Origin of the sequence: Marinifaba aquimaris (assembly GCF_013328345.1) — a bacterium.
GTDB lineage: Bacteria > Pseudomonadota > Gammaproteobacteria > Enterobacterales > Alteromonadaceae > Marinifaba > Marinifaba aquimaris.
This window is the reverse complement of record NZ_JABULX010000009.1, coordinates 64,061-90,571: the sequence shown is the minus strand read 5'-3', so window position 1 is coordinate 90,571 and position 26,511 is coordinate 64,061. Positions and strand designations below refer to the sequence as shown.

45 protein-coding genes are annotated in these 26,511 nt (G+C 40.1%); 43 read left to right on the top strand and 2 right to left on the bottom strand.

Features of this window, described 5'->3' with window-relative positions; genetic code table 11:
- The first annotated feature begins 194 nt into the window (after positions 1-194).
- The 22 genes from HR060_RS08045 to HR060_RS07940 all read left to right on the top strand — a co-directional run bounded on the left by HR060_RS08045 (position 195) and on the right by HR060_RS07940 (position 14,404).
- On the top strand, positions 195-944 hold the full coding sequence (locus HR060_RS08045) for a PEP-CTERM sorting domain-containing protein (RefSeq protein WP_174199784.1): 750 nt from the start codon (positions 195-197) through the stop codon (positions 942-944).
- Between the two features lie 249 nt (positions 945-1,193).
- A complete protein-coding gene (locus HR060_RS08040; RefSeq protein ID WP_174199783.1) occupies positions 1,194-2,048 on the top strand; it encodes an alpha/beta hydrolase in 855 nt (284 codons plus the stop codon).
- A 78-nt stretch (positions 2,049-2,126) separates the two neighbouring features.
- Positions 2,127-2,426 (top strand): MerR family transcriptional regulator, encoded by a 300-nt coding sequence (locus HR060_RS08035; RefSeq protein WP_343044194.1) that lies wholly within the window; start codon positions 2,127-2,129, stop codon positions 2,424-2,426.
- A gap of 38 nt (positions 2,427-2,464) precedes the next feature.
- Entirely contained in the window at positions 2,465-3,085 is a 621-nt protein-coding gene (locus HR060_RS08030) for an NAD(P)H-dependent oxidoreductase (protein ID WP_174199782.1), read from the top strand.
- Between the two features lie 135 nt (positions 3,086-3,220).
- Complete coding sequence (locus tag HR060_RS08025) at positions 3,221-4,033, top strand: alpha/beta fold hydrolase (protein ID WP_174199781.1); 813 nt, start codon at positions 3,221-3,223, stop codon at positions 4,031-4,033.
- A gap of 128 nt (positions 4,034-4,161) precedes the next feature.
- Positions 4,162-4,539, top strand: a complete 378-nt coding sequence (locus tag HR060_RS08020; protein ID WP_174199780.1) for a hypothetical protein — start codon at positions 4,162-4,164, stop codon at positions 4,537-4,539.
- 13 nt (positions 4,540-4,552) lie between these two features.
- The gene (gene ybaK, locus HR060_RS08015; protein WP_174199779.1) at positions 4,553-5,020 is read left to right on the top strand and encodes a Cys-tRNA(Pro) deacylase; all 468 of its coding nucleotides are present in this window, start codon (positions 4,553-4,555) and stop codon (positions 5,018-5,020) included.
- A gap of 58 nt (positions 5,021-5,078) precedes the next feature.
- On the top strand, positions 5,079-5,921 hold the full coding sequence (locus tag HR060_RS08010) for a sulfurtransferase (RefSeq protein ID WP_174199778.1): 843 nt from the start codon (positions 5,079-5,081) through the stop codon (positions 5,919-5,921).
- Between the two features lie 59 nt (positions 5,922-5,980).
- Positions 5,981-6,322 (top strand): Fis family transcriptional regulator, encoded by a 342-nt coding sequence (locus HR060_RS08005; RefSeq protein ID WP_174199777.1) that lies wholly within the window; start codon positions 5,981-5,983, stop codon positions 6,320-6,322.
- Between the two features lie 101 nt (positions 6,323-6,423).
- Positions 6,424-7,035: a glutathione S-transferase N-terminal domain-containing protein gene (locus HR060_RS08000; RefSeq protein ID WP_174199776.1), complete on the top strand. Its 612-nt coding sequence runs from the start codon at positions 6,424-6,426 to the stop codon at positions 7,033-7,035.
- 19 nt (positions 7,036-7,054) lie between these two features.
- Complete coding sequence (locus tag HR060_RS07995) at positions 7,055-7,354, top strand: DUF3088 family protein (protein ID WP_174199775.1); 300 nt, start codon at positions 7,055-7,057, stop codon at positions 7,352-7,354.
- Positions 7,355-7,458: 104 nt separating this feature from the next.
- Complete coding sequence (locus tag HR060_RS07990) at positions 7,459-8,037, top strand: HD domain-containing protein (RefSeq protein ID WP_174199774.1); 579 nt, start codon at positions 7,459-7,461, stop codon at positions 8,035-8,037.
- A gap of 127 nt (positions 8,038-8,164) precedes the next feature.
- Entirely contained in the window at positions 8,165-8,926 is a 762-nt protein-coding gene (locus tag HR060_RS07985; protein WP_174199773.1) for a TerC family protein, read from the top strand.
- Between the two features lie 37 nt (positions 8,927-8,963).
- Positions 8,964-9,563 (top strand): HAD family hydrolase, encoded by a 600-nt coding sequence (locus HR060_RS07980; protein WP_174199772.1) that lies wholly within the window; start codon positions 8,964-8,966, stop codon positions 9,561-9,563.
- An 83-nt stretch (positions 9,564-9,646) separates the two neighbouring features.
- Positions 9,647-10,474 (top strand): GH12 family glycosyl hydrolase domain-containing protein, encoded by an 828-nt coding sequence (locus HR060_RS07975; RefSeq protein WP_174199771.1) that lies wholly within the window; start codon positions 9,647-9,649, stop codon positions 10,472-10,474.
- 332 nt (positions 10,475-10,806) lie between these two features.
- Positions 10,807-11,265: a DUF2846 domain-containing protein gene (locus HR060_RS07970; RefSeq protein WP_174199770.1), complete on the top strand. Its 459-nt coding sequence runs from the start codon at positions 10,807-10,809 to the stop codon at positions 11,263-11,265.
- Between the two features lie 203 nt (positions 11,266-11,468).
- Positions 11,469-11,711, top strand: coding sequence for a hypothetical protein (locus HR060_RS07965; protein ID WP_174199769.1), 243 nt, complete (start codon positions 11,469-11,471; stop codon positions 11,709-11,711).
- A gap of 37 nt (positions 11,712-11,748) precedes the next feature.
- A complete protein-coding gene (locus HR060_RS07960) occupies positions 11,749-12,330 on the top strand; it encodes a DJ-1/PfpI family protein (RefSeq protein WP_174199768.1) in 582 nt (193 codons plus the stop codon).
- A gap of 27 nt (positions 12,331-12,357) precedes the next feature.
- Positions 12,358-12,834 carry a DM13 domain-containing protein gene (locus HR060_RS07955; RefSeq protein WP_174199767.1) on the top strand — a complete coding sequence of 159 codons (477 nt, stop codon included), beginning with the start codon at positions 12,358-12,360 and terminating at the stop codon, positions 12,832-12,834.
- A 104-nt stretch (positions 12,835-12,938) separates the two neighbouring features.
- The gene (locus HR060_RS07950) at positions 12,939-13,301 is read left to right on the top strand and encodes a DUF4870 domain-containing protein (protein WP_174199766.1); all 363 of its coding nucleotides are present in this window, start codon (positions 12,939-12,941) and stop codon (positions 13,299-13,301) included.
- 175 nt (positions 13,302-13,476) lie between these two features.
- Positions 13,477-13,932, top strand: coding sequence for a GNAT family N-acetyltransferase (locus HR060_RS07945; protein WP_217434889.1), 456 nt, complete (start codon positions 13,477-13,479; stop codon positions 13,930-13,932).
- Between the two features lie 19 nt (positions 13,933-13,951).
- Positions 13,952-14,404: a GNAT family N-acetyltransferase gene (locus tag HR060_RS07940; RefSeq protein ID WP_217434888.1), complete on the top strand. Its 453-nt coding sequence runs from the start codon at positions 13,952-13,954 to the stop codon at positions 14,402-14,404.
- Here the strand turns inward: HR060_RS07940 and HR060_RS07935 are convergent.
- Positions 14,401-15,066 carry a cupin domain-containing protein gene (locus HR060_RS07935; protein WP_174199765.1) on the bottom strand — a complete coding sequence of 222 codons (666 nt, stop codon included), beginning with the start codon at positions 15,064-15,066 and terminating at the stop codon, positions 14,401-14,403. The two genes, HR060_RS07940 and HR060_RS07935, sit on opposite strands and share 4 nt — an antisense overlap.
- A gap of 184 nt (positions 15,067-15,250) precedes the next feature.
- On the opposite strand from HR060_RS07935, the gene HR060_RS07930 reads away from it, so the two are divergent.
- The 21 genes from HR060_RS07930 to HR060_RS07830 all read left to right on the top strand — a co-directional run bounded on the left by HR060_RS07930 (position 15,251) and on the right by HR060_RS07830 (position 26,097).
- Positions 15,251-15,592 (top strand): winged helix-turn-helix transcriptional regulator, encoded by a 342-nt coding sequence (locus HR060_RS07930; RefSeq protein WP_174199764.1) that lies wholly within the window; start codon positions 15,251-15,253, stop codon positions 15,590-15,592.
- A 37-nt stretch (positions 15,593-15,629) separates the two neighbouring features.
- Positions 15,630-16,007: a VOC family protein gene (locus tag HR060_RS07925; RefSeq protein ID WP_174199763.1), complete on the top strand. Its 378-nt coding sequence runs from the start codon at positions 15,630-15,632 to the stop codon at positions 16,005-16,007.
- Between the two features lie 15 nt (positions 16,008-16,022).
- Positions 16,023-16,589, top strand: coding sequence for a GNAT family N-acetyltransferase (locus HR060_RS07920; RefSeq protein ID WP_174199762.1), 567 nt, complete (start codon positions 16,023-16,025; stop codon positions 16,587-16,589).
- Positions 16,582-16,986, top strand: a complete 405-nt coding sequence (locus HR060_RS07915; protein WP_174199761.1) for a GFA family protein — start codon at positions 16,582-16,584, stop codon at positions 16,984-16,986. Before HR060_RS07920 ends, HR060_RS07915 begins: the two co-directional genes overlap by 8 nt.
- 28 nt (positions 16,987-17,014) lie before the next feature.
- Positions 17,015-17,629 carry a hypothetical protein gene (locus tag HR060_RS07910; RefSeq protein ID WP_174199760.1) on the top strand — a complete coding sequence of 205 codons (615 nt, stop codon included), beginning with the start codon at positions 17,015-17,017 and terminating at the stop codon, positions 17,627-17,629.
- A 69-nt stretch (positions 17,630-17,698) separates the two neighbouring features.
- Positions 17,699-18,406 carry a DUF4386 family protein gene (locus HR060_RS07905; RefSeq protein ID WP_174199759.1) on the top strand — a complete coding sequence of 236 codons (708 nt, stop codon included), beginning with the start codon at positions 17,699-17,701 and terminating at the stop codon, positions 18,404-18,406.
- 79 nt (positions 18,407-18,485) lie between these two features.
- Positions 18,486-18,659, top strand: a complete 174-nt coding sequence (locus HR060_RS07900; RefSeq protein WP_174199758.1) for a DUF3012 domain-containing protein — start codon at positions 18,486-18,488, stop codon at positions 18,657-18,659.
- A 150-nt stretch (positions 18,660-18,809) separates the two neighbouring features.
- Complete coding sequence (locus HR060_RS07895) at positions 18,810-19,154, top strand: DUF2834 domain-containing protein (protein ID WP_174199757.1); 345 nt, start codon at positions 18,810-18,812, stop codon at positions 19,152-19,154.
- 61 nt (positions 19,155-19,215) lie between these two features.
- On the top strand, positions 19,216-19,506 hold the full coding sequence (locus HR060_RS07890) for a hypothetical protein (protein WP_174199756.1): 291 nt from the start codon (positions 19,216-19,218) through the stop codon (positions 19,504-19,506).
- A 7-nt stretch (positions 19,507-19,513) separates the two neighbouring features.
- Complete coding sequence (locus HR060_RS07885) at positions 19,514-20,008, top strand: GNAT family N-acetyltransferase (protein WP_174199755.1); 495 nt, start codon at positions 19,514-19,516, stop codon at positions 20,006-20,008.
- Between the two features lie 80 nt (positions 20,009-20,088).
- On the top strand, positions 20,089-20,475 hold the full coding sequence (locus tag HR060_RS07880) for a tautomerase family protein (RefSeq protein WP_174199754.1): 387 nt from the start codon (positions 20,089-20,091) through the stop codon (positions 20,473-20,475).
- An 11-nt stretch (positions 20,476-20,486) separates the two neighbouring features.
- Positions 20,487-20,999, top strand: a complete 513-nt coding sequence (locus HR060_RS07875) for a methylated-DNA--[protein]-cysteine S-methyltransferase (RefSeq protein ID WP_174199808.1) — start codon at positions 20,487-20,489, stop codon at positions 20,997-20,999.
- A 24-nt stretch (positions 21,000-21,023) separates the two neighbouring features.
- Positions 21,024-21,791: a class I SAM-dependent methyltransferase gene (locus HR060_RS07870; protein ID WP_174199753.1), complete on the top strand. Its 768-nt coding sequence runs from the start codon at positions 21,024-21,026 to the stop codon at positions 21,789-21,791.
- 21 nt (positions 21,792-21,812) lie between these two features.
- Positions 21,813-22,163, top strand: a complete 351-nt coding sequence (locus HR060_RS07865) for a GFA family protein (RefSeq protein ID WP_174199752.1) — start codon at positions 21,813-21,815, stop codon at positions 22,161-22,163.
- Between the two features lie 29 nt (positions 22,164-22,192).
- Positions 22,193-22,867, top strand: a complete 675-nt coding sequence (locus tag HR060_RS07860; RefSeq protein ID WP_174199751.1) for an SDR family NAD(P)-dependent oxidoreductase — start codon at positions 22,193-22,195, stop codon at positions 22,865-22,867.
- Between the two features lie 11 nt (positions 22,868-22,878).
- Complete coding sequence (locus HR060_RS07855; RefSeq protein ID WP_174199750.1) at positions 22,879-23,238, top strand: RidA family protein; 360 nt, start codon at positions 22,879-22,881, stop codon at positions 23,236-23,238.
- A 22-nt stretch (positions 23,239-23,260) separates the two neighbouring features.
- Positions 23,261-23,719 carry a pyridoxamine 5'-phosphate oxidase family protein gene (locus tag HR060_RS07850; RefSeq protein WP_174199749.1) on the top strand — a complete coding sequence of 153 codons (459 nt, stop codon included), beginning with the start codon at positions 23,261-23,263 and terminating at the stop codon, positions 23,717-23,719.
- 231 nt (positions 23,720-23,950) lie between these two features.
- On the top strand, positions 23,951-24,283 hold the full coding sequence (locus tag HR060_RS07845) for a hypothetical protein (protein ID WP_174199748.1): 333 nt from the start codon (positions 23,951-23,953) through the stop codon (positions 24,281-24,283).
- A gap of 188 nt (positions 24,284-24,471) precedes the next feature.
- A complete protein-coding gene (locus HR060_RS07840; RefSeq protein ID WP_174199747.1) occupies positions 24,472-25,197 on the top strand; it encodes a hypothetical protein in 726 nt (241 codons plus the stop codon).
- Complete coding sequence (locus tag HR060_RS07835) at positions 25,197-25,613, top strand: GNAT family N-acetyltransferase (RefSeq protein ID WP_174199746.1); 417 nt, start codon at positions 25,197-25,199, stop codon at positions 25,611-25,613. Before HR060_RS07840 ends, HR060_RS07835 begins: the two co-directional genes overlap by 1 nt.
- 10 nt (positions 25,614-25,623) lie before the next feature.
- On the top strand, positions 25,624-26,097 hold the full coding sequence (locus tag HR060_RS07830) for an NYN domain-containing protein (RefSeq protein WP_174199745.1): 474 nt from the start codon (positions 25,624-25,626) through the stop codon (positions 26,095-26,097).
- A 224-nt stretch (positions 26,098-26,321) separates the two neighbouring features.
- Here the strand turns inward: HR060_RS07830 and HR060_RS07825 are convergent, their stop codons facing one another.
- On the bottom strand, positions 26,322-26,465 hold the full coding sequence (locus tag HR060_RS07825; RefSeq protein ID WP_174199744.1) for a hypothetical protein: 144 nt from the start codon (positions 26,463-26,465) through the stop codon (positions 26,322-26,324).
- Between the last annotated feature and the right edge of the window lie 46 nt (positions 26,466-26,511).

Genomic DNA, 26,511 nt, shown 5'->3' with positions numbered 1-26,511 from the left:
GCTTTTCTTTCAACATATTTGCAAATTGCAAAAATCCGAGACAACTTCATCCTCAATCGCATTTGCAAAATGCAAATAAACAAATCACCTCAGTGACCATAACTAAATCTAAACCACTGATAATTAATCACTTTTAACAATTAGCACACTTCTTGTAATAGCAGAACTATATCCCCAGTTTAAAGGTGCTCATAATGAATAGTATTCAAATATTAAAAACCATACTTGTCTTAGCCACTAGCTTTGTTTTCATTCCCTTTAGTAATGCAGGGCTTATCACCTTTGAGCAAACAGCCAATAACCAACAACCTGTTGATAACCAAACAATTGCTCTTACAGATTATTTTATGGCGGGTGGTGTAAAAGTACGCTTTGGTTTTGATACCGATAACGACGACATTCTTGATATGCAAGCAGTGTTTGAAAAAGCAGGAAACAATGACAAAAACACTGGTTTTTGGGGCGCTTGGGGTAAAGATACCGCAGCACCGGGGTACGAAAATCAACTAGGTGACTTTTTTATCAGACAATCGAACGCTTATGATAATTTTGGTGTTTTTACCATTTTATATGATGCAGCTAACCCAGTAATGGCGGCATCGGGTGAAATTTGGGATATCGACCACTCGCAGCACCAAGGTACTGAGCAATTTTTAGTACAAGCTTTTAATGGCAACACTTTACTCGAAAGTATTTATTCACCAATGGGGGACAATATGAGTTTAGATGCTAAACCTTGGACATTTGCCTTTAACAATCAACCGAATATCAGCAAAATTGAAGTCACTTTTGTTGGTACCAAACAATCAGGTATAGGGCTTGCCTTTAACAACTTTGCACCCACACAAGACTTAACCCAAATACAAACAGTACCCGAGCCTGAAACCATATTGCTATTTTTATCTGGCCTTATTGGTATTGCCCTAATCCGTAAAAAGCAATGAGGTTTTCGCGACAAAAACTAACGTACTCACCTATTGAGAAACTGAACGATGTGCTCACTTTTATCCCCAAAATAGATGTGAGTGATACTTTTGCCGTAGTAGTAATCACTTAGCGAATTTGCTACAAAACCATAAAGAAGCTAAGTGCCCTATAAAAACATATCAAGCTTGGCTTGCACTGGTTCTTGCCATTTTATGATGCTACCCCATCACTAATTACTTTAACTATTAAAAACAAAGGATTGAAATATGTTAAGAGTTATTCCCAAACAATTATTTATATTAATTACTGTTCTTTTTGTCTCTTCGGTTACCGCCGAAATAGGTCAAGACAATCAAAATATCCCCCTAAACTATTTACCTGCAATAAAAGGCGATTACTTTAAATTGGACTCAAGGGTTATTGGCCGGGCATTTCATATCTATATCAGACTGCCAGAAAACTACCAAAAAGCGCAGGCTACTCAATACCCCATCGCTTATCTACTAGATGGAGATTCTCTTTTTCCTATTCTGGCGGCTAACCATTTATTTCTGACTTATGATGACAAGTTACCTGAATCTATTGTGGTAGGTATTTCGTATGGCTCATTTGACCCCAAAATAAATAAAAGAGGTTTTGATTTTTCGACCCATTCATCAAATTCAGATAAGGATCTGGGCGGAGCAAAAGACTTCCTAACATTTTTGAAAACTGAATTGATTCCCTTAGTTGAACAAAAATATAAAGCCGATAAAAACAAGCGAATTATCTTTGGTCAGAGCCGAGGCGGATATATGGTGCTTTACTCTGCATTTTCAGACCCAGACTTATTTTGGGGTCGTATCGCGAGTAACCCAACATTTATGCCAAATAAAGAACAGTTTTATGGAACACCGGCTAAATCTGAACGAAAGGATTTGCATTTAGTGGTTTCAAGCGGCTCACATGATTACCCAACCTTGAGACAAGCAGCACTTGATTGGCATAGCTCATGGGGGCAACGCGCTAATACACCGTGGGACATTCATTTTAAGACGATTGAAAATGGTACCCACTCAGCCAATAGTTTAGATAGTTACCGTTTTGGTATGAACGTTATTTTCGGCACAAGACAGGATTAATATGTACATAGGTGAAGTGGCAGAAAAAACCGCGTTGTCCATCAAGGCTATTCGCCTTTATGAAAGAAAGGTTTACTCATTCCGCTGCCAAGAAAAAGGCGTTACCGCGTTTATAACGAGTCGCATATCGAGATACTAAGCCTGATTAAAGAAGCAAAATCACCCGGGGCCACGTTAGCTCAATTAAAAGATGCACTCGTTTATACCGATGGCGAAGTAGATTGGGTTCGCGTTGGTCAATTTCTCACTGAAATGAAAAGTCAGTTAACCCAACAAATTGATGAACTGAACAATAAGATCAACAAAATAGATCAGTGTTTGGTATCGATAGAATCTTGTCCAAAAGGTATTGACTCTCCCCCTAGGGGAAGACATTAGAATCGCCATCGTTGTTAAAAACAAAGGAAATAAGCAAGATGACGAAGAAGATATTAGTACTTAACGGTAACCCGAAATCGAGCAGTTATGATCACCATTTAACGGATGTATACGAGATTGAAGCGAATGAATACTTTGAAGTTAAGCGTTTTAATCTCGCGGACATGGTATTCGACCCAAGCCTGAATACTGGCTACAACGCAGTACAAGCACTTGAACCTTGCTTAGCTGATTTTCAAAAAGCCATACTCTGGGCCGATCATATTGTCATCGTTACGCCTATTTGGTGGGGCGGTATTCCAGCAAAATTAAAAGGCTTGTTTGATAGAGCATTTTTGCCCGGCTTTGCTTTTAAATATGAAGGTGACAATTTGCTTCCTACTCAGTTGTTAACCGGAAAAACCGCCAGAATCATTGTCACTATGGATGCGCCGGCCGATTATGCTATTGAACAGGCCGACCCAGCACTTAAACAACTCGACCTTTATACCCTGCAGTTTTGTGGCTATGAAAAAGCAGAAGTAAACCTGTTTGGCTCGGTAATATCAGCAAGTAAAGAGGAGAAAAAACGCTGGGAAAAACAAGTCAAAGCAATTAGTTACAGTGGCAGCTACCCCAGAGTAGATGCTTGCAAAGGCGAAGTAAATCACCGTCAATAACGCATACATGCCGAAATTTACGTCAAGAAAAAAGTGAGGTTATTTCGGCTGTTCTTTTTTATTTATCCCTTATCTAACCGGCTTAAAACGAATATTATCTGACTTACTTTAACTGTATTTTTTTAAGGTGTTTAGATGAAGTTAGGTAGTTTATTTTTCTTGTTGTTATGCACTTTTCCAGTCTTTGCTGCGGTCAGTTTTACTCAGGTCAATGGCGCTAAAGTGGAATACGAAATAAGCGGCCAAGGCAAACATACTATCTTACTTGAAGCAGGTGGTAGTGCAGGTTTATCTGATTGGGACCCAATTTTTGAAGATTTAACAAAAAATGCCAAAGTGATTCGCTACTCTAGAGTGGGTAATGGCAATTCAGAGCCAATCAAAAAACACTACAGTGCTGAAGATTACGCTCAAGAAACCCAGCAATTTTTAACCGCCCTTAAAATTGAAAAGCCCATTGTTTATATTGCGCATTCTTATGGCGCACATGTAGCCCGTGTATTTGCAGCCATGTACCCTAATAAAGTATCGGCTCTTATGTTAATTGAACCGGCATCTGAACACGATGTCGATATTATGCGAAAAATTGATTTGCAGCAGGCTGAAAAAGAGATCGCACAAATCAAACTCGATGACTTGGCTAATGGCATGTCTAACCAATATTTAGACTTCTGGTCAAAACGCCCACTCCCCGATTACCCGCAGATACCTGATATTCCTGTAACCGTCATCGCCTCAACCAAAGAATTTAAAAACCCTTCCGTGCTCTTTTTCACCGACAAAGGCCGTGAAATGTGGGGCCAATTACACACAGATTGGGCACAAGCATTTCCGCAAGGCAAAGCGGTACTCACTAACAAGAGTTATCACTATCCTCAAAATGATGAACCCAAAATGGTGGTTGCTGAAGTTATTCAATTATTAACTCGTATTACGAGTCACCCATAATTAATGCGGCATAGCTGTTTTTATTGCCCGTAAGATGCCGCAACTGATATGGTAATCACAAGGCAAGTGTGATTGTTGCGTTTAATTAAACAATCGCACAAATAGCACTAACAAATAAGGGAGTTTAAATGAATACTTGGATTTTTTCCGCGGGTGTTGTCGGTATTTTTACTTCATTCGTTCATATTTTTGCCGGTCAAGTTGACCCCGTCAGGCCTTTTCTCAAATCAGATTTAGCTGAGGTTCCTAAAGCAACATTATTAGGTTGCTGGCATATGGTCTCAGCCATTTTGCTGCTATCAGGGTCAGCACTTGCTTATATTGGCTGGTATAACCTTACAGGTTGGCAAAATGTGGTGGCGGGTATTTCAGTCAGCTTTGTTATTTTCTCTTTCGTTTTCATTGCTGTTGGCTGGTCTTTTTTTAAACTGCAAACATTTATCAAACTACCACAATGGGTACTTTTATTGCCGATTGGAGTTTTAGGGCTTATAGGTATTCGGTAAAGGCGAGAGTGCGATGACACCTGCTATTAACTCGGCTAAAAAAGCTAAAATCACTTTTAACGTGCATGAATATCAGCACGACCCCGCTGCAGAATCTTATGGCTTAGAGGCTTCAACTAAACTCTCAATAGAGCCTGCCCGTGTATTTAAAACACTGGTGGTCAATTTAACCCCAGATGAGCTAGCAGTGGGTATCATCCCCGTTGATACACAGCTCAGTATGAAAGCTATTGCCAAAGCAGCGGGGGCAAAAAAGGCGGTAATGGCAGCACAACAAGATGTCGAGCGTGCAACCGGATATGTACTGGGCGGCGTCAGCCCATTAGGCCAAAAGAAACGCCTTAAAACCTTTATTGATAACACGGCAACACACTACTCCACCATTTATGTCAGTGCTGGGCGACGCGGTTTAGAAATAGAGCTTAACGCCAATGATTTGAGTAAATTAGTAAATGGCGTGTTTGCAGCGTTAGTGAGTTAATCACTAAAAATGATAAAACACGTTAAAGACCTCTTAGGTTAAATAGTCAGGACTTTTTATGGACAACATCATAGTTTCAACCCAGTGGTTAGCCGATAATTTACACGATGCTAACACGGTTTTACTCGATGCCAGTATGGCCAAAGTGGTGGGTAAAGAGCCCATCATTTACGATGCACCGGTTTACATTGCCAATAGTCTAAAACTAGACCTTGAAACTAAGCTTTGTGATAGCCAAGCAAGCAGTGCAAATGCGTTTCCGTCTGCAGATATTTTTAACAAACAGATGGAATTACTGGGTATCAATAAAGATAACCTTTTGGTGATTTACGATAACCAAGGGATTTATTCTGCACCGCGTGCATGGTGGATTTTTAAAACGATGGGCTTTGCTAACGTATTTGTTTTAGATGGCGGTTTGCCCAAATGGTTAGCAGAAGGTCGAGATGTAGTCAGCGAGCACAAAACACCTGCGCACTTAACTGACTCAGATACTTTTGTAGGCCATTTAAATCAGGCATTAGTCAGCGATGCAAGTGCCGTATTATCGAGTATTGATAACCCAGCGGTCAGTATTTTAGATGCCAGGGCCAGTGCTCGTTTTACAGGTACGGTCAGTGAACCAAGAGCAGGCCTGCGCGCAGGCCATATTCCAAATTCAGTCAATCTACCTTTTGCCCATGTATTGGATGACAACTGTTTTAAAACAGATACTGCATTAGCCGCTATTTTTGAACCTTTAGTGACAGATAATACAACTAAGCTGATCTTCTCTTGTGGCTCTGGTATTACCGCCTGCATTATTTTAATGGCCGCCCACATTGCCGGTTATAAAGACTTGGTGTTGTATGATGGCTCTTGGTCTGAATGGGGCGCCAATCACGCGTTACCCATTGCATAGTGCAGTGATAGAAATACAATAGACAATCTAATTAGCCTGAAAAAGCATGCTCTCAATCGATGCGAAAATCTGATAAAAAACTCGATAACCAATTGCGTTTAGCACTGACGGATGTATGTGAAACCGCACTAAAACAACTCGATGGCTTTCAATGGCTCACGCATTTGGTTAACTACAATAACTTTCCCAGTAGCCTGAGAATTGTGTTTATCTTTGATAGCAACGATCACTTAGCTCAGTACTTACAATCTAATGATAAAGACTATTTACTATCTCTGCTACAAACTGAGTTACAGCCGCTTAACCTAAAGTTGAAAAACATTGCCAAGCACGTTGAATATGACACAGAAGAAAGCTGTGAAAGCCAACATCAAGGCAATTGGGCGCTGCGATTGGGCTAAGCGTCTAGATCAGGTCAATAACCGCAAAAGGCTTGGTTTATCGTTAACGTCCACATAAGTTGAAGCCATTCTCAGCTCAACCTCTCGGAGTTAAAAAACCTATGCAATTAATCGTTGGTACAGATTCAACGTGGTCGCTCAGAACATGGATATGCGCACAACTAGCGAGTATCGAATGTGAGATAAAGGTCATTAACTTGAATGCGACCGATTACAAAACAACACTGAATAAACTATCACAAACGGGTTTAGTACCGACTCTTGTTGATGGTGCCTTGCAGGTCAATGATTCGCTAGCCATTACTGAATATTTCAATGAATGCTCAAACGGCGCACTGTATCCAAATAATCAGCAAGAAAGAGCTAAGGCGAGAAGTTTATGCGCACAAATGCACGCGGGTTTTATGAACTTAAGGGCAAATTGCCCTTTTACGTTACAGACGGTACCGCAACTTAACACCATTGGTGATGAAATGAATCATGAGTTGGCTCAAGTCACTGCAATCTTCAACTCAGCTAAGTTGCCCTTTATGTTTGAGAACGCCGGCGCCGTTGATGCCTTTTACGCTATTTTAGCGTTCAGACTGCAAAGTTATGGCATTCATTTAACAGGCAAAGCCGGTGAATATCAGCAAAGCTTACTGAGCTGGCCACTATTACAACAAGCCATTAGCGTTGCAACAGATTGGAAGAACACAGCTAGCACTAGCTAAAAAAGCGAAATACCCAACAATGAAACCGATACTTTTTATTTTAAAGATGCCATTTGAGGATGGTCCCGGAAAAATGTGGATTTGCTCTCACTGCGCCATGATTGAGGGCGCTTTAGCTTTTAATCCACACTGGCAAGCGGCCCTTGATATCCGCCGTATCGATTTTCCTAAACCCAGAGCAGAAGTTGTCGAGTTACTCGGAGAAGACAATCAATGGCTACCAGTTTTAGTACTGGACGACAAAGAAACGATAACCGACCCTGTCGGGATAATTAATTACCTAGCCCAAACTTTTGGCGGGGCAGCTGCTCATCCATAACGACATTTGAAAAAAGGGCTCAGTTAAGATGCATCTTAGCTGTGCCTTTAACGATATAATCCCTATCCCATCAACCGCCTTGAAGAAATAAGTGGGAGAGATAAGTGGAAGCGATTGAAAAAATACTCAGCTTTATGGTCGAGACCGAAAAGCTAAAAGATGTTATCCGCAAAACAAAACCTGTCGGCTTAAGTCGCTATGAAAATTCTGCCGAGCACAGTTGGCATGTGTGTTTATCCGCATTGATGCTAAAAGAATACGCCAATGAACCTGTCGATATATTACGTGTCATTAAGATGCTATTGATTCATGACTTAGGTGAAATAGATGCAGGTGATACCATTATTTATGGCAGTGAAACCCAAGCGCTCAAAGAGGAAGAAGCACAAGGCGTAAAACGTGTATTAGCGCTATTACCCAATGCTATGGACCAAGACTTAATCGAGCTTTGGTATGAGTTTGAAGCAGGAGAAACCGCCGATGCTCGTTTTGCCAAAGCAATAGATAGGGTACCGCCTTTACTACATAACCTACATGGTAATGGCCACAGTTGGTCTACTCATAACGTCCCCAAAGAACAAGTCTTTGCTGTTAATCAAAGAATCGAAAAAGGCAGTGAGGCGCTTTGGTCTGTGATCAAAGCTAAGCTCGAAGGTGCTGTCGTTGATGGCTTACTAAAATAAGCAAAAAATTATCCTCTCGATAAGAACTAATTTTATATCGCTACGTCTAAAACACGCTTTTAAGCATCTTGGGTGAGTGCACTGAAAGTACTTACTCTTTTTTAGATAACAAATAGAGTTAGATAAAATGTTTGAGTGGTTTAGCAGCCCAGAAGCTTGGGTTGCATTAGCAACGTTAATGGCACTAGAAATCGTATTGGGTATCGACAATATCATTTTTATATCGATATTGGTTGCTCGACTCCCCGTAAGCCAAAGACACAAAGCCAGACAAATTGGTTTGTCTTTAGCAATGGCCACACGGTTATTACTGCTGTTTAGCTTGGCGTGGGTCATGGGGTTAGTTGAACCCTTGTTTACCGTTTTTGAACATGAGATCTCAGGACGAGACATGATCTTAGTGCTTGGTGGTTTATTTTTATTGGTGAAATCAACACATGAAATACATCACAGCTTTGAAAAAGTGGAACCGAGTAAAACTCAGCTGGCTACATCGGGCTTTTTTACCGTTTTAGCGCAAATTGCTGTGTTAGATCTGATCTTTTCATTAGATTCAGTGATCACAGCCGTCGGTTTAGTTGAGCACTTGAGTATTATGGTTATCGCCATTGTGGCTTCGGTCAGCGTGATGTTATTTGCAGCTAAAGCCATTGGTGAATTTGTTGAGGCGAACCCCACGATTAAAATGCTGGCATTGTCCTTTTTAATCTTGCTTGGTTTTACCCTCATTGCCGAAGGTTTCGATGTTCACATACCTAAGGGTTATATTTACTTCGCAATGACGTTCTCGTTTGTTGTCGAAATGATGAATATCAAACTAAGAGCTAACCGTACAGAGCCAGTTGAAACCATTCAGCTGGCGAAAAAAATGGATGATACTCATGCCTAAAGCATTTGCGTAATGGCATAACAACAAGGTTTAAGGAATGAACTTAGCGTTATTTGATTTTGATGGCACCATCACCAATGAAGATACCTTTACTCAATTTATCTTCTTTGTGACCAACAAAAGACGATTAATACTGGGCTTAGTTTTACTAAGCCCAGTTATTATTTTATACAAATTAGGCTTACTTAAAGCCCCAACAGTAAGACCCATCATTGCTAACTTTGTACTATTTAATCGCACAACAGCAGAGATCGAAATACTCGCTGAACAATTTGTACAAAGCTACTTACCTCAGGTGATGCGACAAAACGCACTCGCTAAATTGCAATGGCACAAAGACAGAGGAGATACGCTTTATGTTGTCTCGGCAACAGTAGATGTGTATTTGCGAATTTGGTGTAGGCAAAATCAACTTAACTTGTTGTGCTCTAAAGTGGAACACAGCAAAGGGAAATACACAGGCCGATATGCCAATTTCGATTGCAGTGGCAACAATAAAGTCAAAGCGATTGAATCAGCGATAGATTTAAGCCGTTATAATAAAATTTACGCCTACGGCGATACACCTGAAGATATCCCCATGCTCAAATGCGCCGATCAAGCTTATTATCGTTGGCAGGATTTTGACCTGCGTTAACACCAATCCAACTCTTGGCTATTGCAGTTACTCCTCAGCTAAATTAAAAAGGGATAAAACTACCGTTATTTCAAGGAATAGAAATGAAGTATTTGCTACTTGGTACTTTGGTCTTATTAACCGCCTGCTCAACCAAACAAAACGATGAAAAGCATTGGATAAAACCTGAATCTACCACACTCAGTTGTGACCATTACTTCAGTCACAGCAGCGAACTAGGTGTATTGATAAATAACGTTTGGAATAAAAATGCCGCTCATGACAAGCCATGGTCACAATGTATCGAACAACGCGTAGTCGATAAGCAAATTCAACAGGGTTGGTCGTGGTCTTGGCCAAGTGATCAAAGCGTTATTTATGCTTACCCGCAAATAAGAATAGGTGCATCGCCTTGGGCACCCGAGCCTAAATACAATGCTGATTTTCCGCTGCAAATTGCGCAATTATCTGAACTGACTATCTCGCATGAATTGGAAATTGACACCAACGGCGAGCACAACACCGCGACCAGCATGTGGTTAATGGATGAACCCTATCAAGGTATTACAGCAAACAAATCGGTGATTGCAGCAGAAGTGATGATCTGGACTTACGAAACATCAGGTCACTTTAACCCTGCGGGTCGCAAGCACAGTGAAATAAAAATTGGCGGGCAAGTATGGGAAGTTTGGTATAAAAGTAGTTGGTATGATATGTCTGGCGAACACGATAACCGCTGGGCGTATTTAGCATTTCGAGCCAAACAATCGTCGATGAAAGCCACTATTCCAGCTTTACAGCTACTCAACTACGCCATAGATAACAACCTACTCGCAAATAATCTCTATATTGCTGATATTGAATTAGGAAATGAAGTTATGAAAGGCTCTGGCATTACTTGGGTTAAAAACTTCGAAGTCAGTTATCAATAAAATATAATTAAAAATCAGGATTTTACGTATTTATTTAAACGTTTAATAATTGTAGACTCAATACAACTCTTCTGTTTTGTCTTGACAAAGCCGCAGATAATTAAAATAAAAAATTGTGGTTATACCAATGTTGAAGGTTATCAATTTTGATCATTGAGAGTACCTTCTTTTATCTTTATTAGCTCAATAATTCGTTTATTTCGGGCTAAGTAACTCACAAATATGAGGGACAAACACCGTCATAGCTTTTGACGTAAATTTGTACCCACTTAATCTGACATTATTCAACAAAAAAGAGCATAAAAAGCTCATTATTATAAAAAGGAAAAGCCATGAATAAAGTTATAGCTGTTATTACAATGACTGCTGCCCTAGCTACAGGTTGTACAAGTGTTCCAATGGAACCAAAAGAAAAAAGCGAATTAGCTAAACAGTTTAATGCCCCTGCTGATGGTAAAGCAGGCGTTTATGTTTATCGATCAGGCCATTTCGGTGGTGCATTGAAAAAGGATGTTTGGATCAATGGTAAGTGCATCGGTGAAACTGCACCAAATGTATTCTTCTATGAGGAAGTTGAAGGAAATAAAGAACATAAAGTATCGACTGAGTCTGAATTCTCTCCAAATGACTTATTAGTGAAAACGGAAAGTGGTAAGAACTATTTTGTAAACCAATACATCAAAATGGGGGCCTTTGTCGGTGGTGCAGGCGTTGAACTTGTAGAAGAAGAAAAAGGTAAAAAAGCTGTTGCAAAATTAGGCATGGCAACAAAAGGGAACTGTAGCTCTTAATTTATAAATACCCTGGGAAAATACAGTAGATTAAACTGTATTTTCCATTTTTTCTGTACCTACATTATCTACTAGAACTGTCGTGTTTTCCTTCATCGCTCTCTAAAACAGGTTAATTTCTTTATCACCTTTGATTGCTAAAAAAACATAGCTAATGTGTTAACTTACTCAATAATCGAATATGAACACCAAATAGGATTGATATGATCACCATTGAAAAAGATGCAAAAGCGGAAGAAATTTTTATTCATGGTTCACCTGAGAGCTTAAGAGAATTTGCAAAAAAGCTATGGGCTATTTCAGAAAAGGGTGAAACCAAGGGCAAGCATAAAGAGCAGCTTACGACGAAGAAAGGTTCGCAAATTGAACTATCGACTAAACTACAAGGTGAACCGCGTAAACACAGCGTCATTAAAAAACTTACTATCTGCACAAAAACAGAATAACTCAATGAGTTAATTCAGACTTTAGCATGGAGCAATAATGAATATTGGCATTTATATCTATGAGCAAGCAGAGGTACTCGATTTTTCAGGCCCTTTTGAAGTATTCAGCACAGCTAAGCGACTAGCAGCTCAAGATTGGAATGTGTTTCTTATCGCTGAGAAACATGCACCCGTTACTGCTCGCGGTGGTTACCAAGTATTGCCACACTATAGCATTGATGATCATCCCCCCATCGATGTAATCGTGGTGGTGGGTGGCGTACACACCACAGAAATGCACAACACTAAAGTGCTCAATTGGATAGCGGCTACAGATAAAACCGCTCAGTATGTCGTTTCTGTTTGCACGGGTGTATTTATCTTAGCGAATGCCGGATTACTAAAAGGTTTACCGGTGACTACCCATGGGGAAGATATTCCCGATTTAATCGGTCAATTTCCTGAGTTAACTGTGATTGATGACAAGCGTTGGGTCAATACAGATAAGTACACGACATCTGGTGGTATTTCTGCTGGGATTGATATGAGTTTGTTTTTAGTCTCTCAACTACAAAGCTTAGACTTAGCTAAAACGGTAGCCAGACAAATGGAATATCAATGGCAGCAATCTGTCAGCTAAATACAATGGCATAAAAAGGGGTAAGTGATGAATATTAAAAAGCGAGTATTACTGTTATGTACGCATGCGGCTGTTGGTTTTATCGGCTTTATGTTAGGTATTTACATGCTGCCCATTTTAACCGCTCCCCCCTCTCCTACTCTGACCAGTATTAATAAGATGTCAGCCGATAGTCGCTATATCACAGAATTTACCAAAAATTTAAAAGGTAGTGATTTTTTGCACTGGGGAGAAGGTAAAGTATCTTTGAGCAATCAGCACATTACCTTGATGGGGAAATTGTCTCCTGGACCTGATTTTAAACTTTATCTATCACCTGAATTTGTCGAAACCGAAGCCGAATTTGAGCAGTTAAAGCCGTCGATGAAAGTCATTGGTGATGTAAATACCTTTACCAACTTTATCGTCGACGTTCCAACGGGGACAGACTTAGCACGATTCAATACAGTAGTGGTTTGGTGCGAGAGTTTTGGCGAGTTTATTACTGCCGCACAATATAAATAGTTTGAAATTCAACCTAATAAGCGTCATAAAAAAACGCTACAACAGATATATTACTTGGTAAAAACCAAGCTTAAATCACACAATCAATAAGGCGAAGGATAGTTATGCAAGATCATCACGCAGAATACTGGGGGATGCCCCTACACACATACTGTATGCTCATTCATCTAAGTCAACTAGCCAGCATTATCATACCTGGATTAGGTTTAATCATGCCTGTAGTGATGTGGCTAACCAATAAAGATAAAAATGAAGAGATAAATAAACACGGTAAAATAACCGTTAACTGGATTATTAGTTTACTTATCTACTCAGCAATTTGTGGGGTACTGACACTCATTTTTATTGGCGCAATTGGCTTTGCAGTACTAGCATTACTTAACTTTATTTTTGCGGTAGTGGCAGCCATCAAAGCGAAAAATGGCTTGTACTGGGATTATCCAATGACCATTAAATTTATTAAATAGCACGCACCTTAAAGCACTCAATTAAGGCTGAATGAATCTTCTTTTGTTCAGTCTTATCTTTCTTGTCACCTGCCGAATACCCCATTACGTTTGCTGATGATTAGATTACATTACCCCTCGATATTTTTTATAACACTCTGATATAACTATCACTTTTAAAGTAAAGGATATACTTTTGAATATTGAAGTAAGACAAGCAACCTTAGGTGATTTAACTGACTTAGTTTTGCTCTTTGATGGCTATCGCCAGTTTTACCAACAAACCTCTGACCTACATGGTGCTCATGACTTTTTGTCAGCCCGGTTAACGCAAAAAGAGTCCGTTATTTTTATCGCTTTGAACAATCAAAAAATGATTGGTTTTTGCCAGTTATACCCCAGTTTTTCTTCGCAATCGATGGAGCGAAGCTGGATTTTAAACGACTTATTTGTCGCACCTGAAACAAGAAAATCAGACGCAGGACGAGCACTACTAGAAAAAGCAGATGCTTACGCCAAGGAAACACAAAGCAAAGGCTTAGTATTGTGCACACAACAGACCAATACCCAAGCGCAAAGCCTTTATGAGTCTTTTGGTTTTGAGCATATTTCAGAGTTTAAGTGGTACTTTAAATCAGCAAAAAATAATTAAACCCTGTAGCTTTTATCAGATGAATATTGAATTTAAATCCGTTTGCAAAGCGCAAATACCTATGTCTCTTTTGCTATTGGCAGACCCTTGTGAAAAACAAATTGATGGCTATCTGAAAAATGCACAGTGTTTCGCCGCATTAGCTAACAATGATGTGATAGCAGCCTGTATTGTCTGTGCACTTGATGATGATACTGCAGAAATTGTTAACATCGCGACACAACCTGACTACCAACAAAAGGGGATTGGCAGTCAGTTACTGACATTCACAACAGAGCAGTTAGCTGCAATGGGATTTAAAGAGCTCGTGTTAGGTACAGGTACGTTTGGCTACCAGTTGAACTTCTATCAACGCGCCGGCTTTAGAGTTGATGCCGTTATCAAAGATCATTTCCTCGACCATTACAATGAAGCCATCTTTGAAAATGGCATTCAGCACAAAGACATGCTCCGATTGTATAAACACCTCTAGGCTAAGTGCCCAGTTTTAACATAAATCAACGCGCCATCATCTTTGGTATAGGGCGTATGCTGACTCAGATGCGGGCTGCGTATCCAAGTGCCTTTTGGATAACAACCGTGTTCATCGTAAAAAGTACCACCAAGCACTAAAATCTCTTCACCGCCCCAATGCTGGTGAGGTTTAAACTGAGTATTGGGCGCCCATTTAACTAATGCGACATGCTCGCCTTCAAATTCATGTAACGGCATAACGGTTAAACCATCCACTAAACCTAAATGCCAAGTTTGTGCAGTCGTATCAATCGCTTTTTGCTCTTGGTCTGCTTTAGAAAATTGCTGTAGTTTTACAAAAATAGTCGCCCCCTGTTCACCAATTTTAGGGGTATGTGCCGTGCCAATTGGGTTGCGAACATAGCTCCCCTGCCGATAGTCTTGATGCTCGTCACTAAATACACCTTCCAATACTAAGAACTCTTCACCGCCAGTGTGTGTATGCGCAGAAAATTCGCTATTTGGGGCATAGCGTACAATTGAAGTCGCTCGCGCAACTTCATCGCCAATTCTATCTAACATCATACGTTCAACCCCTGGCATAGGTGATGGGACCCATGAATAGTCCTTCGGCCTAACAACGACTCGTTGTTCAAAGTCAGCATTAATTCGTGTACTCACATCATTCTCCAAAGAAGGTGGCTGTTAGTGTTTTACGTTCAACGACAACAATAGGGTTAGCCAAAACCCACTGCTTGCTGTGATATATATTTTTCGTTGCTGTATAACTAGCAATATATAGAATGAATAAAAGCTTAAAAAGTAAGTACTTATCGGTTAGCTAGGTACTTTTTGGTACATCTTTATGAAAAGTATAGAAAAAAAACTTTCAAGAAAATATGCACCAACAGAAAGTGCAAAGATGGTTGAAGCCATTTGTGGCTGTAAATGGTCGATGACTGTCTATCAATTATTAAAAAATGATATCAATCGCCCTGGTGAAATGGTCAGAAGTGTTGAAGGCTTAACCACTAAAGTGCTCAATCAATGTTTGAAGAAAAACGTAGAATTTGGCATTTTAAAGCGCATTTCTTACCCAGAAGTACCGCCCAAAGTGGAATATCAAATCACAGATTTAGGGACCCAATTTATCAATATATTAGACCAGCTCCAAGCCTTACAAAATAAGATAAAGCAGCCCAATTAAATCCATATAACCATTTAAAAATATTTAAGGACGAATAATGTACAGTCATATCATGTTAGGTTCGAACAACATTGAACAGTCAAAACAGTTTTACGATGCATTAATGAAAGTACTTGGGCTTGCCCAAGGCGTCATCGATAGCAAAGGTCGTTGTTTATATTTAAACGAAACAGGAATATTGGGAATAACTCACCCGGTTAATGGTGAAGCAGCCACGCCGGGAAATGGTATGACAATTGGTTTTAAAGCGTCATCGCCCGAAATGGTTAATGCTTGGCATGCAGCTGGTATTGCCAACGGTGGAACCAGCTGCGAGCAACCTCCTGGCGTGCGCACTAGCCCGGAAAGAGATTTATATCTGGCTTATCTCAGAGACCCATTTGGCAATAAATTATGTGCCACCCACTTTATGTAAAAACACGGAGAGTTCATGATAGAAACAGAACGGCTGATTTTAAGGCAATGGGTTGATAGCGACTTAGCGCCTTTTACTGAAATGTGTGCAGATAAAGACGTGATGAGATATTTTCCTCACACGCTGGATGAGGAGCAATGCCAAAAAATGTTTGCTCGTATTCATGCACTGATTGCGAAACGCGGTTGGGGATTTTGGGCTGTAGAAACCAAAAGCGAAAATCAGTTTATTGGTTTTGTTGGCTTACATACTCCAAATGAAGCATTGCCTTTCGCGCCTTGTGTTGAAATTGGCTGGCGACTTGCCAAAGCCCATTGGCGCCAAGGTTTTGCAACAGAGGCTGCTCGTGCTTCTCTTAAGCATGCTTTTGAGCAGCTCAAGCTGGATGAAATTGTTTCCTTCACAGCGACCAGCAACATACCATCACAAGCAGTAATGCAAACAATAGGGATGCAAAACAGCCAGCAAAATTTCTTTCATCCAGACATTGCAAATGGGCATCCACTGCAAGAACATGTGCTTTATAAAATCAACAAACACGCTTGGCAAAAAATAACAAATAAGGGTTTTCAGTATGTATGAAGGCAGTTGCCAATGTGGTGCAATCGAATACACCTTAGCAGGTGGAATCGACAGTATTATTCATTGTCATTGTTCACGTTGTCGAAAGGCAACCGGTAGTGCATACGCGACCAATGGTTTTATCAATGCTGAAGATTTAAACCTAACAGATAAACAGCAAGCGCTGACGGTTTATCAAAGTAGTGAAGGTAAGCGAAAGTACTTTTGTAAAATATGTGGCTCGCCTATTTACAGTGCTAATGATAAATCACCGGGGCGTTATCGTTTGCGTTTAGGTTCGCTCGACACTGATATTAGCGAGCGCCCTATCTCGCACAACTTTGTTACCTATAAAGCCAATTGGGAAGATTTAGATGCTAAATTACCCAGATACCAAGCCCATGAACCAGGGCGCTAAGCCACAAAAATAATATACTGAGAATACTATGATTTACATCGCGGTAATCGTCACGTTAAGCCTATTAGGTTTATTGATGTTTATTCCTAAATTCAAAGCATCTTTTGAAAAATACGCCCTAGGCATTAATTTTATATTAACGTTATTTGCGACCTTAGTTGGCGTTTTAATGGCTATTTATATTTCAAACTATGAAGCCGAGAAAAAAGAGCAGAAAGATTTAATTAAGTTGCTCGGCGCGGCCAAGGTGTCGGTCTCGACCAGTATTGATTACAGTGAAAAGATCAATAACTACTATGAAACTCTCGCAGATGACAGCCCAGATAGATCTGACTTTTATGTCAAAAACAAACCACCCTATCCCGAGTATCTCGATTCGTTTTTAGCACAAGATATCATCAGTAAAAATTTATCTGCACAAACGTTAGAGTCGCTGACTGAAGCACAAATTAACCTGAAAAAAAGCCTTAATTACAATATCGATATGTACTTTGTTTTATTACAAGAAACTGAGGCCATCATTGATTTAGAGATTCAATTTCAACAAAACTTACTAAGCGCAAACACATTGGAACAAGAGCAAGATAAATTGTCAGCGCAAATACGCAGCAAGCTTAACTCGCTGCAATTAGATGCGAAGTAATGATAACTAACATCTAGCGTCATTTTTGAACTATACCTTAATAGCTAAATCGACAATAAGGAGCAAAGGGTGAGCATTCAAAAATGGGGCGGCATAGCAGCCATTACCGAAGCGTGTACCTATTTATTTGGTTTTGTACTGTTTTTTGGTGTACTTGATGCCACAGGTTATGACACACCAGCACGCTATCTCAGCTTTGTAATAGAAAACCGAGATACTTTTTTTGTTGGCTATTTAGTCATTGGCCTTTTATTCAGCTTTGCTTTAATCGTGCTTGTGCAAGCTGTTTACCAAACATTCAAACACATTGCGCCTGATTTAATGCGCTTTAGTGCTGTAGTGGGCTATTTGTGGGTAGGTATAGTGCTAGCCAGCAGTATGATTTTTTTAACCAGCTTGGCTGCACTTGCCGAATACCATGCAACTGACCCCGAGCAGGCTTTAGCAATTAATCGCGCCATTACCATAGTGGTGGATGCACTAGGCGGTGGCATAGAGCTGGTCGGGGCAATCTGGGTAATAGCCATTAGCTATGTCGGCTTAAAAGGCAAAGTGTACTCTGCCCTTCTACATTATTGGGGTTATCTGGTAGGACTAGCGGGTGTGCTGACACTCTTTTCTGGCTTGTCATTTTTAGCGACCAATCCATTTTTTGAAATCACGACAGCGATTTTTGGTTTAGGTCAAATTGTTTGGTTCATTGCATTAGGTATTAGCATGCTGAGACAAACACAGACGCAAGCAGTTGAATCAGTGCCAACTAAGGCAACGGCTTAGCATCTTTTAACTGTCACTTTTTATCTGCTCAACCTGAGGTTATGCTAACGTTTAATCTCTGATAACGGAAACAACAACAATGAAGCCATTATTAAATGTAATTACGCTCGCTTTTTTAATTTCAGCCTGTGCACCTGAGATAGGTAGTGAAGGCTGGTGTAATGATTTAAAAGAAAAACCAAAGGGCGACTGGACAGCGACTGAAGCTAAAGACTACACCAAACACTGCTTATTCAAAAAAGAAGATAAATAAACGATTCACCTGTTGTGCCTCAATATCGAATTATCAGCGTCATTGAGGAACACGATTTAAAAGCTAAATAACAACTAAAACAATAACTTACTTGAAATCATCATTGAGGTTGTTTTAAATGTAGCTTTAGCAATTGAAAACGGACTTTTCATGTCTCCCACCACAAGCAAAACAGCACCTGATAATTTAGCCAATTTTTATTTAGTACTTACCATCTTAGGTATTGCCGTGCCCTATGCTGCACTTGTACCTTGGGTGTTCGACAGTGGTTTGGCCATTGCGCTATTTATCGAACAAGCCATGCATAACCCCATCAGTATATTTGCTTGGCTAGATGTTGTTATCGCCGCAATTTGCTTACTTTTATTTATCATCATAGATGGCGCTCAGCATCAAATCAGATATCGATATGCTGCTGTTGTTGGCACACTCACTGTGGGTGTGTCTTTTGGTTTGCCACTTTATCTGTATTTAAAAGCGAAACAACATAAATAGCGCGATGTGAATGACAAGGTTATACTGAGCTCCCATTCAAATAGCATCGGAGATCTGAGCTTTGCTCCCCTATATTCTCGTTACCTTATCTTTTATCATTGCCTACGTATTTCATTACAAATACCCAAAAAACTTTTGGTATGCCAATAGCCTATCTGCTGTTGTATTCGTTGTGGTGACTTTAGTCAGTGCATTCGCATTTATGGATGGTCTGTTTGCCAATAATGCCGAATCTGCGGATATGCCAAGTATGATGGTGATGGTAGTTGGCTTGAGTTTGTTTTATGGCTTTTTAGTATCCTGCTTGTTAGGTTTTTTCCTTAAAACCATAGGCTTAATCAATAACAAGTAACGGCCCAATGACAATTCGATTAGCTCAACAAACCGATGTAGCCGCCATTGCTCACATTCATGTTCAATCTTGGTATTGGGCCTTTGACGGTTTAATGCCTGATGATTACATCAAAGGCTTTACCGAACAAAAAAGACAAGCAGAATGGCAAACCATACTCGACAATCAAACGGAAACCGTATGGGTAGCGACCATAGGCCAACAAGTCGTTGGTTTTTTATCTTACCCTGCCCCCCAAAACAATAAGCTGTTACTCAATAAGCTCTATCTTTTACCTCAATATGCAGGCCTTGGGCTTGGTCAAAAATTAATGGCAAAATTTGACGCTATTGCTAAAGATTTGGCCGTATCTCATCTTCAGCTATACGTGCTCGATAATAACGAAAAAGCCATTCGCTTTTACCAAAAACACGGCTTTGCTTTTGCATCAGGACAGTTGGAAGAGGAGTTTAACGGTCAGCTAATTATTGATAAATTAATGGAGAAACCCCTTTCACCTTAAATATTGCAAACTAAGTCGCTTTTTGCAGATTTTTCACCACAAAAGCGTTAGTTTGTTGTTTTTATTATCAAGGATGAAAGATGGTTCTTATCTATGGTATCAAAAGCCATTTAGACCCGATTAAAGCCCAGTTATCTGATGTTATTCAACAATCAATGACGCAAGTTTTGGGGTTACCGGAAGACAAACGGGCTCATCGTTTCTTCCCTATGGCGCAAGACGATTTTTTTGCGCCGGCTGGGCGCTCAACTGCCTACACTGTTATTGAAATTAACATGATGCAAGGTAGGCAAATCAGTACTAAAAAAGCGTTAATCAAGACACTTTTTGACAACATAGCATCCCAACTAGCCATTTCGCCAATAGATATCGAAATTACCATTCAAGAGCAACCTGCTCATTGCTGGGGCTTTCGCGGTATCACAGGTGATGAAGTGCAAGACTTAACTTACCAAGTAAACGTGTGATCAAAACCGATATGAATAAAATCAGTATTCGTTACTTTAAGCATCCTTATGCCGAATTTGTCCTAGGTAGTTACGATGATCAATTGTGCCTGTGTGACTTTCGTTACCGAAAAATGCGCGATACCGTCGATAAACGCCTGCAACAATATTTAAAAGCCAGTTTTGTAGAACAAAGTAATGACGTATTGATGGAGACACAAAGCCAGTTAAATCGCTACTTTTTAGGGGAATTGAAATCGTTTGATTTGCCTTTACTCATGGTCGGATCTGAATTTCAACAGGCCGTCTGGCGAGCTTTAATGAATGTTGAGTATGGCCAAACAGCCACGTATAAAGACTTAGCCGTTGCCATCAATAATGAAAATGCGGTCAGAGCAGTAGGCACAGCCAATGGTGCAAATGCACTCGCTATTATTGTGCCTTGTCATCGTATTATCGGCGCTAATGGCGAATTAACGGGTTACGGTGGTGGCTTACCAATGAAAAAGCGCTTGCTCGAACTTGAGCAAAATTTGTTTATATAAATTGAATACTGATTGGAGTAGCTTATGGATTACCTCAGTTTAAATAAAACAGCGTGGGACAACCGAACAAAAATTCACGTCAAGTCAATGTTTTATGATCTGGCTGCATTTAAAAACGGCCGTAATTCATTAAATGAAATCGAGTTAACCCAAGTTGGCGATATCAAACACAAAAGCCTATTGCACTTACAGTGTCATTTTGGCCAAGATACTTTATCTTGGGCTCGATTAGGAGCAGACGTCACAGGGGTTGATCTATCGACAACGGCCATCGAGCAAGCCAAAAAACTCACTGAAGAACTTGGCTTATCTGCCGAGTTTATCGCTCAAGACATTTATCAATTTGGTCAAACCAATCAAAAGCAGTTCGATCGTGTATTCACCTCTTATGGGGTACTGTGTTGGTTACCTGATTTATCACTGTGGGCGCAAACAATCTTCAAAGCGCTTAAACCGGGCGGTCAATTCCACCTCGTTGAATTCCACCCATTTAACGATGTACTAAGCGGTTATCGTTATTTTCCAAGCGACGAACCCGATATCGAAACCGAAGCGACTTACACAGAAAATGCTAACGATGAATTAGAAACGCTGGCGACTTGGAATCACCCAATTAGTGAAGTGATCAACGCTTTAATACAAGCGGGCCTGCAAATAGAGGCAATGAATGAGTTTGCCTATAGCCCCTACCCTTGTTTTGATGGTCTGGATTACGTTGCAGGAAAAGGCTATCAGCTTTTACACAAAGGTCAGCCCATCCCTTTAGTCTATTCAATTAAAGCGACCAAATAACGCAAACCTAGGAGAAAGCAGATGTTATATCAAGGAAGCTGCCATTGCGGTGCTATTAACTTTCGTTTTTCTGGTGAAGAAATTAAATCGGGTCTGCGTTGTAATTGCAGTTTGTGTGAGCGCAAAGGCGCAGTGATGACTACATATACTGTGCCACCAGAAGAAATGGAAATTATTGCTGAGGATGACACCTTAGGTAAATACGAATTCGATAGCAAAACGGCCAAGCACTATTTTTGTAAAAAGTGTGGCATCTATACGTTTCATCAAACATTGAGAAAACCTGGGCAATACCGTGTCAATTTAGGTTGTATCAAGGGCATAGCTGCTAGCACCATGCCTTATGAAATTTTCGATGGTGCATCTTTGTAGAACCAATTCATACGAACAAGGAACAATAAATGAGTAGGATAGTTGTAGTAGGCGCAAGTAGAGGGATTGGTGCAGAGATAGCGCAATATTTTCAGCAACAAGGCCATGAGGTTTACAGTGTTTCGCGCACCTATTCAGAATACGGGCAATGGATTGAAGCAGATATCACTGACGAAAATGGGATTTTGACTGTAGTGCAAATACTTCAGCAAAAAACAGTTGATTTGTTAGTTTACTCAAGTGGGATTTGGGAAACACTCGGCTTTACTGAAGATTTTGATTTTTGCCAAACAACGGCCGCTGAGACGTTTAATATTATGCAAGTCAATCTGGTTGCGCCAATAGAAATCACTAAACATCTAGCTCCCAATCTAGCCACAGCGAATAACCCAAGAGCCATTTACTTAGGTGCATTATCCGGTGTAGAAAATCGGGCATCGGATCAAGTGGCCTACAACGCCAGTAAGTTCGGATTAAGAGGCGCAATTCAAAGCCTACGCATAGCGCTTAAAGACCAAGGTATCGGCTTTACAACTTTTAATCTTGGTAATGTCGCCACCCCAGAAGTATTAGAAGATATTGCCCAAGGCCGAATGGCGCCGCAAGAAGCGATTCCAATTGCAGATATTATCGCCAGTATTGAATACATTTGTGAATTATCACCCACTGTAGAAATAGCCGATATCGATTTAATGCAAAAATAACATTGAACAACATGATAGAGAGAAAACCCGGCATTTATCAGGGCAGAAATAAATCATCTGCCTATAAAGATTTAGTTTGGACAGTCGCGACATCAAGTGATACCTCAGTTGATATTGAGCAACAAACTGAATTAACCCTAGCAACCATTGAGCAGAACCTGCTTGAGCTTGGCTCGAATAAGCAACAAATTGTCTCAGCACAAGTTTACATCGCCAACATGGCAGATAAAAATAAGATGGATAAAGTATGGCAACATTGGATAGGTGATAACCCTGAACATTGGCCACAGCGCGCATGCTTGGGCGTTGATTTAGAAGGTGATGTATTAATTGAAGTAACCGTAACAGCGATTAGAAATCAACCACATTGAGCACAAAGAAAAGGAGAGAACCATGTTAACCAATGACGTTTTGACAGCAATTGAAGACAGCGTTTTATGCTGGCTAGCCACGGCAGATAAAGACGGGTTTCCGAATGTCTCACCCAAAGAAATCTTTGTTGCTCATGGCGAGAGTACATTGTTAATTGCGCACATCGCTTCACCACATAGCATTAAAAATATTAAGCAAAACCCCAAGGTTTGTGTCAGTTTTGTCGATGTCTTTAAACAGAAAGGTTACAAGGTTAAAGGACAAGCGACACTGTTAACACAAGGTTCAGCTGAATATCAGCAAGCATTGCCAAAATTACATAAATTAGCAGGAGATGCATTTGTAATTCAGGCGATCATCGAGGTCTCTATCGATAGCTGTAAAGCGATTTTAGCGCCAAGTTATTTATTTAACCCTGAAACAAAACAAAGCGATCAAATTGCTTCTGCCATGCAAACCTATGGCGTAAAACCACTTTAAGCATGCATAGCTTCAAGCTAAAAAGGCCAGCATAGTCATTGCTGGCCTGACCACTAAATTAATCCACTCAGTATATTGTACAAAATTTAATCTACACCTATACTGCTTAACAAGTAAAATATGTGGTTTAACCACAATAATAAAATTTAAGCAGGGACCGCTTAAAGTGCATTCGGCAATGTTCAAACTTGCTGACTTTGTTCCCCACTTATTTGCCAATAAGGAAGAACAATGCACGGACTGATCCTCACCTTTTGTCTGCAAATTTTAAGTTTATTTATGGGCGCTAGAGTACTGAATATCGATATTCGCTTCTTTGGATGCCTGCTGTTAACGACAATTCCTATGACGCTTTGTTATCTGTTTAATGGCACTTTGGGTTACTTTCTTTGTATTGCCTCTATTGTAGTGATCATTCGTCGTTTTGATGACAACGCAAAACTGTTAAACACACTGTTGTTTGTTTTAGTTGCGATTGGCTTTCAATTCATGCTGGCCAAATTTGTGCTCACCGGGCAAATTGACCAGCAAATTCAAACCGAATTTTTAAACTTGATTCAATAACAGTCCAAATTAAAGTCCATTCATCACAAACAACACTTGCAGCAATAAGATAATAAATTACATAATGCTGTTTTGTCTTTTCAAACTAAGTCGCTATTTTATTTGGATAAAATTGCGCTTTTAATGCCACTTGGCTAAATACGACTAATGGCACAAACTCAGCTCAAACCTAAAATTATAAGAACAAAATGATCAGCCTATACTCACCAAAGCAAATCAAAATTGCCACCTTCTTCGCAGGCCCCCTTGCCGCCGCATACCTGCTACATCAAGCTTTTAAAGGCATAGGTAAAAATACACTCGCCAAGCAAACCCTCTGGGGCAGTATACTGCTCAGCGTCGTTGTTATTTTGCTTTTACCTTATTTACCAGAAAAAATGCCTAGCACAGTTATTCCTATGCTTTATCTGGTTCCTGTTGCTCTGTTGCTGCAAAAGCAGTACTTGAGTAAAGATGAAATTACGGCATCAGAGCATTTCTACTTTGAATCAAATTGGCGGGTCGCATTTGTCTGTATTTGTTCAATTTTGGTGTTCTATTCACTGGCTTTCACCGTCGTTAAGCTCAATCGAGACAGCAATAGTATTGCCGAGCAGCTCAGTGATAATATTAACAAAGCAGAACTCACCTTAGACCCTACCTTATTCACCCATACGCAGGCGATTAAAGACCCTGATGGCGCAGGTGTTATTTGGGATTTTTATGTTCCTGATAATAGAGTCAATGATTTCATCCAAACACCGAAACCAGAGCTACAAAAATTTGCGGTGCAATTACTCGGTAAGTCTTTCCTGCAGAATATTACTGACTATGACGTTTACATCATCGTCAGATTTAAAAACCAACAAAATAACATTGTGACCAAAGTGGTGCTTTCTCCTACTGTGGTTCGCTCATTATGGTTACCCAAATAATGAAACTTACCTCGACAAAAGCGGCTACTAACGAACAATTTGAAGCCTTAAAAAAGGGTTTAAATGGCTTTAACGAACAGACAACAGGCGAGCTAAAACGCGAACAAATTGCTAGCTTTATAGAAGATGAGCAAGGCCAAGTGCACGGTGGTATTCTTGCCGAAATAAACTGGGGCTGGGTTTATGTACAAGGTATTTGGATCAGTGATAACTTGCGTTTACAAGGTTGGGGCAGCAAATTGCTTTTGGCAATAGAAACAGATGCTAAGGCCAAAGGTATTAAAAATATTAGGCTTGAAACAACCAGCTTTCAGGCCCTCGGGTTTTACCTTAAACAAGGCTTTGAAGTCTTTGGCGAATTGGCCGATATGCCTCCAGGACACACCAGTTACTTTTTAAAGAAGGCATTAAACTAAGGATCAAACGATGACAACGGCAGCCATATTTGTTGATGTGCAAAATGTTTACTACACCACAAGAAGTGCCTTTAAACGCAACTTTGATTACAACCAATTTTGGGCGCGTGTTTCACAAACCCACGAGATAACAGTCGCTAATGCCTATGCTATAGACAGAGGAGATGAAAAACAGCGTCAATTCCAAAATATCCTTCGCGCCATCGGCTTTGATGTCAAACTAAAACCCTTTATCCAACGCGCTGATGGCACGGCAAAAGGTGATTGGGATGTAGGCATAACAATAGATATGCTATTTGCCGCCCAACAAGTAGATAAGCTAATTTTGGTATCGGGGGATGGCGATTTTGCCTTGCTCGTGGATACCATCAGGCAAAAATATCAAATTGAGGTAGATGTTTATGGCGTTGAGCAACTCAGTGCGTTAGCGTTAACCAACTCTGCTAGCCAATATCACCCTATCGATGATTCCCTATTGCTTTAGCGCATTATGTTGCAATCCTAAACGTTTAAAACTTGCCACTGCAGTTGCTGCCATTTCAGTGCTTATCGGTTTATTAACCTTTGTACTCAATTGGCATGTTTTTAAAGGCGGAATACCTGGTTATTACTATGTACTGCTGCCTGGAAATTTAGTTTTAGCCTGCTTTACTGAAGAAATTAATTTTTGGCCCAAATTCACCTTATTATTTACTGGCCAGTTTATTGTCAGCTGGCTGATTGGCTATTTAAGTAGCTTGTTTTTTCTTCGCAACCAATAACCATAACGATGAAAAACGCCACCTGCTCTGTGCAAACTTGGTTTTGTCGAGAAATATCAAGATTGGCCGATTTTGTTTTGCTAATCAGCATTTATATTCGTTAGACTAGACCTTAATTCGCTTATCTCGTTCGAGAC